Source organism: Vibrio sp. 14G-20, assembly GCF_026241515.1.
Taxonomy (GTDB): domain Bacteria; phylum Pseudomonadota; class Gammaproteobacteria; order Enterobacterales; family Vibrionaceae; genus Vibrio.
Genome location: NZ_JAPHPW010000019.1, coordinates 36,683 through 52,798 on the forward strand (window position 1 = coordinate 36,683; position 16,116 = coordinate 52,798).

3 protein-coding genes are annotated in these 16,116 nt (G+C 47.9%); all 3 read left to right on the forward strand.

Features of this window, described 5'->3' with window-relative positions:
• Positions 1-246 precede the first annotated feature (246 nt).
• Genes OQJ75_RS16325 through OQJ75_RS16335 form a run of 3 tightly spaced genes read left to right on the forward strand, consistent with a single transcriptional unit; the run spans position 247 to position 16,081 of the window.
• On the forward strand, positions 247-8,097 hold the full coding sequence (locus OQJ75_RS16325; RefSeq protein ID WP_265974060.1) for a type I polyketide synthase: 7,851 nt from the start codon (positions 247-249) through the stop codon (positions 8,095-8,097).
• Positions 8,097-10,145 (forward strand): PfaB family protein, encoded by a 2,049-nt coding sequence (locus OQJ75_RS16330; protein ID WP_265974061.1) that lies wholly within the window; start codon positions 8,097-8,099, stop codon positions 10,143-10,145. The genes OQJ75_RS16325 and OQJ75_RS16330 overlap by 1 nt, the downstream gene beginning before the upstream one ends.
• On the forward strand, positions 10,142-16,081 hold the full coding sequence (locus tag OQJ75_RS16335) for a beta-ketoacyl synthase N-terminal-like domain-containing protein (protein ID WP_265974062.1): 5,940 nt from the start codon (positions 10,142-10,144) through the stop codon (positions 16,079-16,081). Before OQJ75_RS16330 ends, OQJ75_RS16335 begins: the two co-directional genes overlap by 4 nt.
• Positions 16,082-16,116 lie beyond the last annotated feature (35 nt).

Here is a 16,116-nt window from a genome sequence, read left to right on the forward strand (position 1 = left end):
CTTTGGACAGGATTTAAATGGACATTACCCTCACATTCGAATACCCCCTTCACGCATGAAACACGTTCTCAACGTCTGCAAGTCAATGAACTTCGCACTCCCTATTTCAGTCAGGTGGCCAACTTTCGGCAGCCTTACTCTTCAGCTGCGTTTGCCCAAATCTGTTTCAGATTTATTTTCGATTCAATTAAAAGCGCAGCCTCAAAACACGACATCGCCCTCAGTGATTTCAAGTGGAGACTCATAATGAGCCAACCCGAAAAAAATACACCGGAATCAGTCGACGACACTCGACTTAATAAACGTCTTAAAGACATGCCTATTGCTATCGTTGGTATGGCAAGCATGTTTGCGAACTCTCGTTACTTAAACAAGTTCTGGGATTTGATCAGCGAAAAGATCGATGCAATTACCGAAGTGCCTGATACGCACTGGCGTCCAGAAGATTACTACGATTCAGATCGTACAACGCCAGACAAATCTTACTGTAAGCGCGGCGGTTTCATCCCAGAAGTCGACTTCAACCCTATGGAATTCGGTCTTCCGCCAAATATCCTAGAACTGACTGATACGTCACAGCTGCTTTCTCTGATTGTGGCAAAAGAAGTACTTGAAGATGCAAAACTTCCAGAGGGTTACGATCGCGACAAGATCGGTATTACGCTTGGTGTTGGTGGCGGTCAGAAGATTGCCCAAAGCTTGAATGCTCGTCTGCAATACCCTGTTTTGAAAAAAGTCTTCAAGAGCAGTGGCATCAACGACGCAGACAGCGAAATGCTGATCAAAAAATTCCAAGATCAATACATCCATTGGGAAGAGAACTCATTCCCTGGTTCATTGGGTAACGTAATTTCAGGTCGTATTGCTAACCGCTTTGATCTTGGTGGCATCAACTGTGTGGTAGACGCTGCGTGTGCTGGTTCTCTAGCCGCAATGCGTATGGCTCTAAGTGAGCTGGTTGAAGGCCGCAGTGAAATGATGATCACGGGTGGCGTGTGTACTGATAACTCACCAACCATGTACATGAGCTTCTCGAAAACGCCAGCATTCACCACTAATGAAACCATTCAACCTTTCGACATCGACTCAAAAGGCATGATGATTGGTGAAGGCATCGGCATGGTAGCTCTTAAGCGTCTTGAAGATGCAGAGCGCGATGGCGACAGAATCTACTCCGTGATTAAAGGTGTCGGTTCTTCTTCGGATGGTAAGTTCAAGAGTATCTACGCGCCTCGCCCTGAAGGACAAGCAAAAGCACTGAAACGCGCTTACGATGATGCTGGTTTCGCACCGCACACGCTTGGCCTTTTAGAAGCGCACGGCACAGGTACAGCAGCAGGCGATGTTGCTGAATTTGGCGGCCTAAACTCGGTATTCAGTGAGAACAATGAAGAGAAGCAACACATTGCGTTAGGCTCTGTGAAATCTCAAATTGGTCACACTAAATCAACCGCGGGTACTGCAGGTTTAATCAAAGCTGCATTAGCACTACACCACAAAGTACTGCCGCCAACGATCAACGTATCGGCTCCGAATCCTAAGTTGGATATCGAGAACTCACCGTTCTACCTAAACACACAAACGCGTCCTTGGATGAAACGTGTTGACGGCACACCACGCCGTGCAGGTATCAGCTCATTTGGTTTTGGTGGCACTAACTTCCACGTTGTATTGGAAGAGTACACTCCAGAACACGCTCGCGGTGACAAATACCGTCAGCGCCAAGTACCGCAAACTCTGTTATTCAGCGCAGAATCTCGTCAAGCACTGATCAATGAACTAAAACAGGTTTCAACTCAAACTGCAGATGCTGCGTTCAAGCTGGAAGCGCTTGCTGAGCAACACGCTCTACGCGAAATTGACGCTAAGCATGCTCGTATTGGTTTAGTTGTCACTGACCAAGTAGACCTTCAAGCGCAACTGACTCAAGCGCTTTCTATGCTTGAGAGCCAAACCAAAGCACATTGGCAGATGCCAAACGGCACTAGCTACCGTGAGTCGGCACTGATTGCTGCAAACGGCGCAGGTAAAGTGGCAGCGCTATTTGCAGGTCAAGGTTCGCAGTACCTAAACATGGGTCGCGAGCTTGCTTGTCATTATCCTGAAATGCGCCAACAGCTTGCTCAAGCGGATCAAGTATTTGGTCAGCACAAGAAAACGGCTCTGTCGCAAATTCTGTTCCCAATTCCAACTTTCACACCAGAAGCAACCAAGGCTCAAGAAGCGGTGTTAACCAACACGGCCAATGCGCAAAGTGCGATTGGTACTGTGTCTATGGGTCAGTTCGACATCATGACTCAAGCTGGCTTCAAAGCCGACATGGTCGCAGGTCATAGCTTTGGTGAACTAAGTGCACTATGTGCATCGGGTGTTATCTCGCAAGACGATTACTACCAATTAGCTTTCGCTCGTGGCGATGCGATGGCAGCGACACCTGAACAAGGCGACAGCGGTACTATGTTTGCGGTCATCCTAGACGCAGACAAGCTTCCAGCCGTTGAAAGCTGCATCAGCCAATTTGAAGGCGTGAGTATTGCCAACTACAATGCCCCTACTCAACTGGTTATTGCAGGTCCAACTGCGACGGTTCAACAAGCAGCACAAGCGCTAACAGAACAAGGCTTCAAAGCGATTGCTCTGCCAGTGTCTGGTGCTTTCCACACACCACTTGTTGCTCACGCTCAAAAACCATTTGCTGCTGCAATTGATAAAGCTTCATTCAGCGCTCCAACGCTGCCGCTTTACTCAAACGCAACGGGCAAACTGCACAGCAAAGACGCTAAAGCGATCAAGAAAGCATTCAAACAGCACATGCTGCAATCGGTTCGTTTCAGCGAGCAAATTGAAGCGATGTATGAAGCAGGCGCGCGTGTATTCGTTGAGTTCGGTCCGAAAAACATTCTTCAAAAGCTGGTTGAGAAAACATTGGCTGATAAGAACGAAGAGCTTTACGCAATCAGCATCAACCCAAGCCCTAAAGGCGACAGTGACCAACAGCTTCGTTTAGCTGCGGTTCAACTGTGCGTGGCAGGTGTTTCATTAGACAACATTGACCCTTACCAAGCTGACATTGCTGAACCTGCAAAGGCATCACCAATGAACATCAAGCTGAATGCAACCAACTACATCAGCCCAGCTACTCGTAAGAAAATGGATCAATCATTGGCTTCGGGCAACGTCACCGAAAAGACTGAGATTGTTGAAGTGAAAGTTGAAGTCGAGAAAATCGTGGAAAAAGAAGTGATTAAAACAGAAATCGTTGAAGTACCTGTGGCTGCTCCTCAAGCTTCAAATGTACAACAGTCAGCTGCTCCAGCACCAAGTGCACAAGTAGTAACAGCAGCTCAACAGCCACAAGTGGTTCAAACAGCCCCAGCGACTAGTCAGCCTGCAGCTTCAGTAACCGTTGATGAGTCTTCACTGCAATCGTTCTTCAATGCTCAACAACAAGCAGCAGAAGTACATCAGCAATTCTTGGCGATTCCTCAGCAATACGGTGACACATTCAACACCCTAATGTCTGAGCAAGCGAAAATGGCAACAGCTGGCGTAGCAATTCCTGAGAACCTACAGCGTTCTATGGAGATGTTCCACCAGCACCAAGCTGAAACGCTAAAAGCGCACGCTCATTACCTAGAGATGCAAGCGCACAGCAACAACTCAGCACTTAATATGCTGACGCAAGGTTCAGTGCAAACGGCACAACCCACCTTCGTTGCTTCTGTAAATGCTCAGCCAGCGATTCAAGATCCAGATACTCCAGCAGCTATCGTTCAACAGCCTGTAGCTCAAGTACAAGCGACTTCTGTACAAGCTCAGTCTGTTCAAGCTGCGCCGGTTCAAAATACAACAACTCAGAAAGCTCCAGTACAGAAAGCAGCTCCTGCACCGCAAGTAGCGGCTCAAGCGGCAGCACCGGTTGCAGCTCAACCCTTGCCAGTTAAAGCGCAACCGACTCCTGTGGCTGCACCAGTAGCAGTACAATCAGCCGATGCTGAAAAAGTGATGCTAGAAGTGGTCGCCGAGAAAACGGGTTACCCAACGGAGATGCTTGATCTAGAAATGGACATGGAAGCAGACCTTGGTATCGACTCAATCAAGCGCGTAGAGATCCTTGGTACCGTTCAAGACGAAATGCCGAACCTACCTGAGCTGAACCCTGAAGATTTAGCTGAGTGTCGTACTCTTGGTGAAATCGTTACCTACATGAACAGCAAGATGCCTTCTGGAGTTTCAACTAATGAAGCTGCACCAGTTCAAGCAGCTGCTGTAGTTAATGGTCTTGATGCAAAAATCGTTCAACAAACCATGCTAGAAGTGGTTGCTGAGAAGACAGGTTACCCAACGGAAATGCTTGATCTAGAAATGGATATGGAAGCAGACCTTGGTATCGATTCAATCAAGCGTGTTGAGATTCTTGGTACGGTTCAAGATGAACTGCCTACTCTTCCAGAGCTAAACCCTGAAGATTTAGCTGAGTGTCGCACTCTTGGCGAAATCGTTGCTTACATGAACAGTAAACTTCCGGCTTCTGCTCCTGTAGTCGCTCAACCTGCAGCAACTTCAGTTCAAGCAGTTAGCGGACTAGATGCGGCTGTCGTTCAAAAAACCATGTTAGAAGTAGTAGCAGAGAAAACGGGCTACCCAACTGAAATGCTAGACCTAGCAATGGACATGGAAGCCGACCTTGGTATCGACTCAATCAAGCGTGTTGAAATCCTAGGTACGGTACAAGACGAATTACCGACTCTTCCAGAGCTCAACCCTGAAGATCTCGCAGAGTGTCGCACTCTAGGTGAAATCGTAGCCTACATGAACAGCAAGCTTCCGGCTTCTGCTCCTGTAGCAGCTCAAGCATCTGCACCAGCGCAAGCAGTATCAAACGGTTTAAACGCAGAACAAGTTCAAAGCACAATGCTGAGCGTAGTGGCTGATAAAACGGGCTACCCAACAGAAATGCTCGACCTAGCAATGGACATGGAAGCAGACCTTGGCATCGACTCAATCAAACGTGTTGAGATCCTTGGTACGGTTCAAGACCAGCTACCAACATTGCCAGAGCTAAACCCTGAAGACCTAGCTGAGTGTCGTACTCTTGGCGAAATCGTTGACTACATGAATAGCAAGTTAGCTCCTAGTTCGGAAGCAGCGACAGTAGCTCCTGCTGCAGAAGTAGAGGCAATTGTAGAAAGCGCGAGCAACGACCTAAACCCTGCTCATGTTCAATCCACAATGATGGAAGTGGTTGCCGACAAAACAGGCTACCCAGCAGAAATGCTCGACCTAGCGATGGACATGGAAGCAGATCTTGGTATCGACTCTATCAAACGCGTTGAAATTCTAGGAACGGTTCAAGACCAACTACCAACGCTGCCAGAACTAAACCCTGAAGACTTAGCTGAGTGTCGTACGCTTGGTGAAATCGTTACTTACATGCAAAGCAAGCTATCCGCTGCTGCACCCGTAGTGACTCCAAAAGCTGAGTCAGTAACGCCTATCGCAGAAACAGCGACAGCGGAACTTCCTCCACACAATGAGGTGGCGCTAAAAAAGCTACCAGCGGCAGATAAACTCGTCGATTGTTTCTCAAAAGACGCTTGTGTCGTGATCACAGATGATGGTCACAACGCCGGTGTTCTAGCAGAAAAGTTGACCGCTAACGGCATTCAAGTTGCCGTAGTGCGTAGTGCCCTTTCTGCCGCGTCACCTTTAAACAGTGAAATCGCAAGCTACACACTCAACAGCGTCGATGATGCTGGTGTGACTGCAGTTATTAACGACATCGAAGCAGACCTTAAAACGTCGAACAAAGTGATTGCTGGCTTCATTCACCTACAAGCTATCGTTGATGCAAAACAAAGCAACGAGCAAGCGGTTAACTTGAATGCAGATTCAAGAGCTTCGCTAACCACAGCGTTCTTGTTCGCGAAGCACCTAAATGGCCAACTGAATGCGGTTTCTGGTCGCAGCGTGTTCTTCACGCTAAGCCGTATCGATGGTGGCTTTGGTTACCTAGATGCTAAGCAATTAGCGAATGCAGAACTTAACCAAGCGGCGCTGTCTGGTCTAACTAAGACACTAAGCCATGAATGGTCAAACGTGTTCTGCCGTGCATTGGATGCTGACGCTTCTATTGATGCTCGTCACCTAGCTGAAGCTATCACAGGCGAACTGTTCGATATCGATACCAACACGGTTGAAATCGGCCTTAGCCATGCAGAAAACGGTGAATCTGGTCGTGCAACATTGATTGCTGCAACACCAGGCGCTGCACAAACTAAAAACACAGGCGCTCAACTCACCAAGAGCGACAAAGTTCTGGTGACGGGTGGCGCTAAAGGCGTGACGTTTGAATGTGCACTGACGCTTGCTAAGCAATGTAAGTCTCACTTCATTCTTGCAGGTCGTAGTAAGCATATTACTTCAGCTGAGCTACCTCAGTGGGCACAAGGCAAGCAAGAGAAAGAGCTAAAACCAGCGGCTATCGCTCACCTACAAGCGACGGGTGATAAGCCAACGCCGAAAAAAGTTGATGCCTTGCTAAAACCGGTATTGAGCAGCCTTGAAATCAACGCAGCACTTGCCGCTTTCAACGAGATTGGCGCGAGTGCTGAATACCTAAGCCTAGATGTATCGAACCATGAGTCAGTAGCCAAAACACTGGCGAATTTCGAAGGCATCACAGGTCTTATCCACGGTGCTGGTGTACTGGCTGACAAACACATTCAAGATAAAACACTTGATGAACTAAACATGGTTTACGGCACGAAAGTGGGTGGACTAGAAGCGGTTCTTGGTGGTCTTGATAGCAGCAAGCTAAAACTGATTGCGATGTTCTCTTCGGCGGCAGGTTTCTACGGAAACACAGGTCAAAGTGACTACTCGATGTCGAACGAGATCCTAAACAAAGCGGCTCTACAGCTGTCTGCTCGCAACCCTCAAGCGAAAGTGATGAGCTTCAACTGGGGACCGTGGGACGGTGGCATGGTAAACGCAGCACTGAAACGTATGTTCACAGAGCGCGGTGTTTACGTGATTCCTCTTCAAGCAGGTGCAGAGCTGTTTAGTTCTCAACTACTGAACGAAACTGGCATTCAACTGCTGGTTGGTACGAGCATGCAAGGTTCTGACAACAAGGAAGCTGCTGTAAAAAAGCTTAATGCGGAGTCTGTGCATCTTGCAAAGAGTCCGCTGAATACAAGCATCACTGTGACACGTCGTCTTAACCCGAAGGCATTGCCTTTCATTCAAGATCACTGCATTGCCGGTAACCCAGTGTTACCGACTGTGTGTGCCATCCAATGGATGCGTGAAGTCGCAGAGCAACTGTTAGGGGTGAACGTTAGCGTTCACAACTACAAACTGCTTAAGGGTGTGATTTTTGATACTGATGAAGTGCAAGAGCTGAAACTGGTTCTTTCTTCTGACGCTAAATCAAAAGATCAGCTAAAAGCAGTGATCAGTTGCCAAGGGCGACCACAGTATCAAGCTCAGTTGCAAGTTGCCTCAGTGCAAATGTCTGAAGATGTTCAACAAGCGTCAGTAAAACGCTTTGAAGCCAGCACTTCAACACCTGTAACAACGGCACAAGCTCTATACAGTGACGGCACTCTGTTTCATGGACCAAGATTGCAAGGTATTACCTCAGTTGAACGCTTTGACGACTTAGGCTTATTGGCTCAATGCCGGTTACCTCAGATTGAAAACAGCGACTGCGGATCATTTATTCCGAAGCAAGGTTTTGGTGATAGCCAGCCATTTGCAGAAGATTATTTACTGCAAGCCATGTTGGTATGGGCTCGATTGAAATACGGCGCAGCAAGTCTACCATCTGCGATCAGTGAATTTATTTGTTACGCACCGATGCACAATGGTGACCAAGGTTGGCTAGAGCTGAACGTGATAAAAAGCACGGCTCGTTCACTGCAAGCTGATATCTCGCTTTACCACCAAGATGGTCGTTTAAGCGCTGTAATGAAAGGTGCCAAAGTCACCATCAGCAGGGGATTGAATGACGCATTTTTGCCGAAGTCTAGTTCAGCAGTAGCGAGTAAGCCTAAAGCGGATAAGAAAACAGAAAAGGAGCAATTGTCATAGTGACTGTTCCTACTAATAAAGCGATGCCATTGCGCATCGCTCTTTTAGCTCAGCCAGCAAACGCAGCTGAGCTTTCTGCCGACTTATCACCATCGCTCTCTGAGATGATGACTGTTGTGGTTGATGGCAATTTTAATCAAGCGCTTACTCAAGTAATTGAGGCAGTCAATCAAGGTAGTGTTGTTAAACTTTGTTTGGATTCTCACGCTCTATCCTTAGTGATGTTGAGTGCACTGACCGCTGCTCAAAACAAGATTCACCCACACGCGAATTTAGCGAGTTTTGCAGATGCAGCTATCGAAGATAGCGTTGAGCTTGCTCTGGATATTGCACGCCGCCCCGCGACAGATTTAAGCCATCAACAGCAATACTCAGCACTCTCTGCTTCGCAGCAGTTTGATGAATTGCTGAATATGGTTAATGCGATATCGAGCCGTTCATTACCGAGCCATTCATCAGCTAATAATTACTGGTTCACTGAGCCGAACAAAGCACGTGTTGCTTCATTGACCTTTAATGACGATAGCCAAAACGCAACCAGCCTGATACTGACTCAAGCGACCGGTTTGCAAGAACCAAAACCATTGCTATCGAGCGAACGTTTGATGTTTGTGGTTTCTGGCAATGGCCAAGCTGAATTGGTTTCTCAGTTAACCTTGTTAAGCGCAGAGCTTAAATGCATTAGCGATTCGGCGGACAGCGAAATTGCTATCGCCAGCTTGATGCATTCAAACCTAAGCCACTTCCAAAGCGTTCAGCACAATGCTGGCGTTGGTGCAAACATCGTGATTCAGGCGGCTACAATTGAGGCTGCAATACAAGAGATTACAACGCTAGAAAATGCGTTGCCAAAAGTAATGGCTGACAATAGCCAATACAAAACTCCTGCGGGTAGTTGTTTCTCACCGATGCCTCAAAGCAAAGGTGGCGTTGCATTTGTTTACCCTGGTGTTGGCACGGTTTATCCCGGTATGTTACGTGAATTTCACCACCATTTCCCACAGTTATTTGCTCGTTTAGAGCGCGAAGGTAACTTGAAAGAGATGCTGCAGGCTGAAAAAACCTACGCTGAAGACTCGCAAGAAATGTCACTCAGTGAATTGGCAATTGCCGGTGTGGGCAGTAGTTATCTGTTAACACAACTACTGTGTGATGAATTCAAAGTACAGCCAGACTTCGCTTTGGGTTACTCCAAGGGTGAAGCCTCAATGTGGGCGAGCTTAAATGTTTGGAAAAATCCACATGCGCTGATTGAGATGACTCAGACTAGCCCTATTTTCACGACGGCTATTTCTGGTGAACTCACAGCTGTGCGTCAAGATTGGCAGCTGAACGGCAACGAAAGCATCCAATGGAATAGCTTTGTAGTTCGCAGTGATGCGCAAGCGATTGAAGCTCTATTACCGGAGTTTCCACGTGCTTATCTTGCCATCATCCAAGGTGACACCTGCGTATTAGCTGGTTGTGAAAGCACCTGTCGTGCATTGCTCAAGAAACTGGGTAAACGTGGCATTGCCGCGAATCGTGTTACCGCAATGCACACTACACCAGCATTGAGCCAACATAGCCAAGTGCGTGAGTTTTACACGCAACCACTGTTCGACGAATTGCCAAAGCATATCCGCTTTATCAGCGCAGCTGGCTTGCCAACTGGTGCACCAATCAATATCGACAGCGATAGCATCGCCCTTTCGATTGCCGACACTTTCTGTTCAACGCTGGATTTCACCGCGTTGATCCAGAGTGCACGTCAGCAAGGTGCTCGCCTGTTTGTCGAAGTGGGTGCCGATCGTCAAACCAGCACATTGATCGACAAGATCAACCGCAGCGACAACGTAGCAGACCAGTACTGCTCAATCGCTTCCAATGCCAAAGGTGGTGACGATGTTGTCACGCTCATCAAGTGCATTGGTCAGCTCATTACTCATCAAATCCCACTGTCTGTCGAGCCACTTATTCAAGGGCTAGAACAACAGATCACCGCCGCTAAGCAATTAAGTGGTGTCTCTCAAGGCAGCGCAGTGAATCATCAAGGAGAGCTAGTATGAGTTCTCAATATCAGGCTCAAGCCAAGACTAAGCAGCAAGTGAAGTGCAATAAGATCGCGATTGTCGGTATTGCCAACCTATACCCAGAAGCTGATACACCAAAAGATTTTTGGCAAAACTTGCTGAACAAAAAAGATTCTCGAACCACATTAAGCGCTGAAAAGTTAGGCGCTAAACCTGAAAGCTATCAGGGCGTGCAAGGCGAATCAGACCGCTTTTACTGTGATAAAGGCGGCTACATCGAAAACTTCAATTTCGACAGCAATGGCTACCGCTTAACAGCCGAATCATTCAAAGGTGTCGACCAGAGTTTCCTTTGGGCTTTAGATACCAGTCGCAAGGCTTTAGTCGACGCCGGCATTGATTTAAATGCCGATGTTTTAGAGCGTACAGGCGTGATCATGGGTGCCCTTTCGTTCCCAACCACACGTTCAAACGACCTGTTTCTACCGATGTATCACTCGGTGGTAGAGAAAGCACTACAAGCTAAATTGGCTAATGACCAGTTTTCACTGCTACCAACCAATGAAACGGCTCAAGACCTCAACCCGATCAACGGTGCTGCGGCACACAACGCCTCTAAGTTAGTAGCTGATGCGCTAGGTCTAGGCAACGTGCAACTAAGCCTAGATGCGGCATGTGCAAGTTCAGTCTATTCATTGAAGTTAGCGTGTGATTACTTGAACACGGGCAAAGCCGACATGATGTTGGCAGGTGCAGTATCCGGTGCTGACCCATTCTTCATCAACATGGGTTTTTCCATATTCCACGCTTACCCTGACCACGGTGTGTCGGTTCCGTTTGATAGCAATAGTAAAGGTTTATTTGCTGGCGAAGGCGCTGGTGTTTTAGTGCTAAAACGTTTAGCTGATGCAGAGCGTGATGGCGACAACATCTACGCAGTCGTCAGCGGCATTGGCTTGTCAAACGATGGCCGCGGCCAGTTCGTATTAAGCCCAAACAGCAAAGGACAAGTACAAGCCTTTGAACGCGCTTACGAGGCTTCGAACCTAACCCCAGACAGCATTGAAGTGATTGAGTGTCACGCAACCGGCACACCATTAGGTGACAAGGTTGAGTTGACCTCAATGGAGCGATTCTTTACTGAGAAATTGAATGGTTCTAACCCGCCATTGATTGGCTCTGCTAAGTCAAACCTCGGTCACTTACTGACAGCAGCAGGTATGCCAGGGATCATGAAGATGATCTTCGCTATGAAAGAAGGCGTGCTTCCGCCAAGTATCAACTTGGACAAGCCACTGTCTTCGCCAGAAGGTTTATTTGGTTCTCAGACGCTACCAACACAAGTGCAACCTTGGCCAAGTAAAGCGGGTAACTCAGAGCGCTGCGCAGGTGTGTCTGTATTTGGTTTCGGTGGTTGTAACGCTCACTTGCTGCTTGAAGCGTATTCAGACACCAGTCATGTAAATCAGACTCTAGAGTCAGTTTCTCAAAGTCTACAATCGCCTAATTTAAGCATTACTGGCCTCGCATCGCACTTCGGCTCCCTGCAAAGTATCAATGCACTAAGTACTGCAATTGAGACTAACAAGGATGCTTTCATTGCTTTGCCTAAGAAGCGCTGGAAAGGCTTAGACCAACATCCAGAACTACTGAATCAATTTGGTTTACACGGCATTCCAAACGGAGCGTACATCGATCAATTCGATCTCGATTTCCTACGCTTCAAAGTGCCGCCTAATGAAGATGACCGTTTGATCTCTCAGCAGTTACTACTGATGAAAGTGGCAGATGAAGCCATCAAAGATGCCAAACTCGTGGCAGGCCAAAAGGTTGCAGTGCTCGTTGCGATGGAAACAGAGCTTGAGATGCACCAATTCCGTGGGCGCGTAAACCTGCATAGCCAACTAGCTGACAGCTTTACCAACATGGGTATTGAGCTAACACAAGATGAATACCAATCGCTAGAAACCATTGCGATGGACAGTGTGATGGACGCAGCTAAGCTGAACCAGTACACCAGTTTCATCGGCAATATCATGGCTTCGCGTATCTCTTCATTGTGGGACTTTAACGGCCCTGCCTTTACGATTTCAGCCGCTGAACAGTCGGTTGCTCGTTGTATCGATGTCGCGCAAAACCTAATGTCGCAAGAATCCATGGACGCAGTCGTGATTGCAGCCGTTGACCTTAGTGGCAGTGCAGAGCATGTGATTCTGAAGAACTGCGTAAGCCCAGTGTCACTTGCTCCAAAATTCGGACAACCGCAAGACGGCAGTTGGAATGTAGGCGAAGGCGCAGGTGCAATTGTTCTTGTTGAAGAGAGTCGAGCCATTGGAAACAAAGATACGGCTTACGGCAGCATCAATGCATTGGCCTTTGGTTCAAGCGAGCGTAACAACGCCGTGGCTGATGAGTTATTGACTCAAGTCGGCATGAGCTCGAATGACGTTTCTCTGCTTGAGCTTAACCATGCACATGAATCTTCTCCTATCAGCCTAGGGAACACAAAAACGACTCAAGCGAGCCAACGTGTTGGTCATTGCTCTGCAGCTTCTGGCATGGCCAGCCTACTACACGGCCTGCTCAACCTGAACCTCGTCCCTCTGAATCCAAGCATCCGCTCTAAAAACGCGATTGTTGCCAACATCAGCGAAGGACAATGTTCACAGCTGCTACTAAGCCAATCGAGTGTTGAATCTCAATCACTTTCTGTTCGCTTAAGTAGTGAACTGGCAAGTGATGCTAAGCGTCAATTAGTTAAACAAGTGACTCTTGGTGGTCGCGATATTTATCAACACATCGCAGAGACACCAATCGCTAACCTAGCGCACATTCAACAAAAAGCCTCTGGTAAACAAGCAGTAAGAGTGGCGTCGGTTCCAACGACTGCACATATTCAAGCAGCGATTGCGCAAAAAGAGTTAGAGAAGAAAGCATTAGCGCAGAACGCGGTAGAGCCAGTCATCGAAACTCCTACATCAGTATCCCCTACTCTGGCGCCAACTCGCCACAGTCAGCTAACAGGTAACCACAGCAATATGACTCATGTCCTATCCGCTAAAAATGGCGTATCAAACATCAACGCTAATACGGATGCAGCATCACAGCCATCTGTAACACCACACAACCAAGCCTTTGCTCAAAACCAGCAGGCGGCGCAGCAAGTTCACAAAGCATTCCTGCAGACACGTGCGCAAGGTATGCAGATTGCAGATGCTCTATTAAAAGCACAGCTAAACGCCGTTACGTCTGGCTTAGATAGCAATGCCCTTATTCAACAAACGAATGGCCAACAAACGTCAGCTCAGCCAGTTCAAGCTCAACCGGCTCAGGTTCAGGAAGCACCAATCAACGTACTTGCAACGCCAGCACCCGTGAAACCAATCCGTAAGCCATGCATTTGGGATTACGATGATCTGGTTGAGTACGCGGAAGGTGATATTGCGAACGTGTTTGGCCCTGACTACGCGATCATTGATAGCTACTCGCGTCGCGTTCGTTTACCAACTACCGATTACCTATTGGTATCTCGTGTTACTAAACTCAACGCGACAGTGAACGAATATAAACCAAGCACCATGACTACGGAATACGACATCCCTGTTGATGCGCCGTATCTTGTAGATGGTCAGATCCCTTGGGCTGTTGCGGTTGAATCTGGTCAGTGTGACTTAATGCTGATCAGCTACTTAGGCATTGATTTCGAAAACAAAGGTGAGCGTGTTTATCGCCTACTTGATTGTACGCTGACCTTCCTGGGCGACTTGCCTCGTGGTGGCGATACGCTGCGTTACGATATCTCAATCAATAGCTTTGCTCGCAATGGCGACACGCTGCTGTTCTTCTTCTCGTACGAATGTTTCGTTGGCGACAAGATGATCCTGAAAATGGATAACGGCTGTGCAGGTTTCTTCACTGATGAAGAGCTAGCTGACGGCAAAGGTGTGATTCACACTGAAGACGAAATTAAGGCTCGTAAGCTTGCCACTAAGCAACGCTTCGACCCAATGTTGCACTGCCCTAAAACCCAGTTTAACCACCAAGAACTGCGCCACCTGCTGACTGCAAACATTGCAGAGTGTTTTGGCCCGACTCACCAATCTGATCGCCACCAGCCTTCTCTATGCTTCAGCTCAGAGAAGTTCATGATGATCGAAAAGGTCAGCCGTGTTGAACCGCAAGGCGGCACATGGGGGCTTGGTCTGATTGAAGGTCACAAGCAGCTAGAACCTGAGCACTGGTACTTCCCTTGTCACTTCAAAGATGACTCAGTAATGGCTGGCTCTTTGATGGCAGAAGGTTGTGGTCAACTGCTTCAATTCTTCATGATGCACCTTGGCATGCACACGCTTGTTCAAAATGGTCGTTTCCAACCGCTTGAGAATGCGCCTCAACAAGTACGCTGTCGTGGTCAAGTTCTACCACAATCGGCAGAACTGACTTACCGCATGGAAGTGACCGAGATTGGTCTAAGCCCTCGCCCATACGCGAAAGCCAACATCGATATTTTGCTGAACGGCAAAGTGATTGTTGATTTCCAAAACTTGGGTGTGATGATCAAAGAAGACGAAGAATGCACTCGTTACCTGCCTTCTTTAGAAACAGCTGTCGCGACCCCTGTTATCGAAAACTTGGGCCATAAACCAGCAGTGAACCAACAAGCTTCAGCAAATGCGCCGTTGATGGCACAAATTGAAGACCTAGAAACAGCGCCAAATAAAGGCGTGATTCCTCTTCAACACGTTGAAGCACCGGTGACTCCAGATTACCCGAACCGCACACCCGATACGGTTCCGTTCACGCCATACCACATGTTCGAATTCGCGACTGGTGACATCGAAAAATGTTTCGGCCCTGACTTCTCTATCTACCGTGGAATGATTCCACCACGTACTCCGTGTGGCGATCTGCAGTTAACCACTCGTGTCGTTGAGATTGATGGCAAGCGTGGCGACTTCAAGAAACCTTCATCGTGTATCGCAGAATACGAAGTACCAGAAAACGCATGGTACTTTGATGAAAACAGCCACCATACCTTGATGCCTTATTCGGTGTTGATGGAGATTTCACTGCAGCCAAACGGCTTCATCTCTGGCTACATGGGCACCACTCTGGGCTTCCCAGGTGAAGAACTGTTTTTCCGTAACCTAGACGGCAGCGGCAAAATGCTGCGTAACGTCGACTTACGTGGCAAGACGATCACCAACGATTCTCGCCTGCTTTCAACCGTAATGATGGGTACCAACATCGTACAGAGCTTTAGCTTCGAACTGAGCACAGATGGTGTGCCGTTCTACGAAGGTACAGCGGTATTTGGTTACTTCAAAGGCGCAGCACTGAAAGACCAACTAGGTTTGGACAACGGTAAGGTGACTCACCCTTGGCACGTTGATAACAACCGCACACCGGATGTAAACATCAACCTGCTAGACAAAACGACGCGTTACTTCAATGCACCTGTCACGTCTACAGGTGAAGTACAAGAGCACTACAAATTGGCTGGCGGTCGTTTGAACTTTATCGATACCGTGCAGATCACTAGTGATGGTGGTAAAGACGGCCTTGGTTACCTATACGCTGAACGTACGATTGACCCAAGCGATTGGTTCTTCCAATTCCACTTCCATCAAGATCCAGTAATGCCAGGTTCTCTAGGTGTCGAAGCAATCATCGAGCTAATGCAAACCTACGCGCTAAACAAAGACCTTGGCGCAGGCTTCCGCAATCCGAAGTTTGGTCAAATCCAATCTGAAGTGAAATGGAAATACCGTGGTCAGATTAACCCTCTGAACAAACAGATGTCTCTGGATGTACACATCACTGCGATTAAAGACGAAGACGGCAAGCGCATCATCGTTGGCGACGCAAACCTGAGCAAAGATGGCCTGCGTATTTACGAAGTGAAAGACATCGCGATTTGTATCGAAGAAGCCCCTGCTAGCGATAAAGCTTCTGGTATCAAGAAAGCATAAGCCGCCATTAGAGACAAAGAATTAGGAAAGAATTT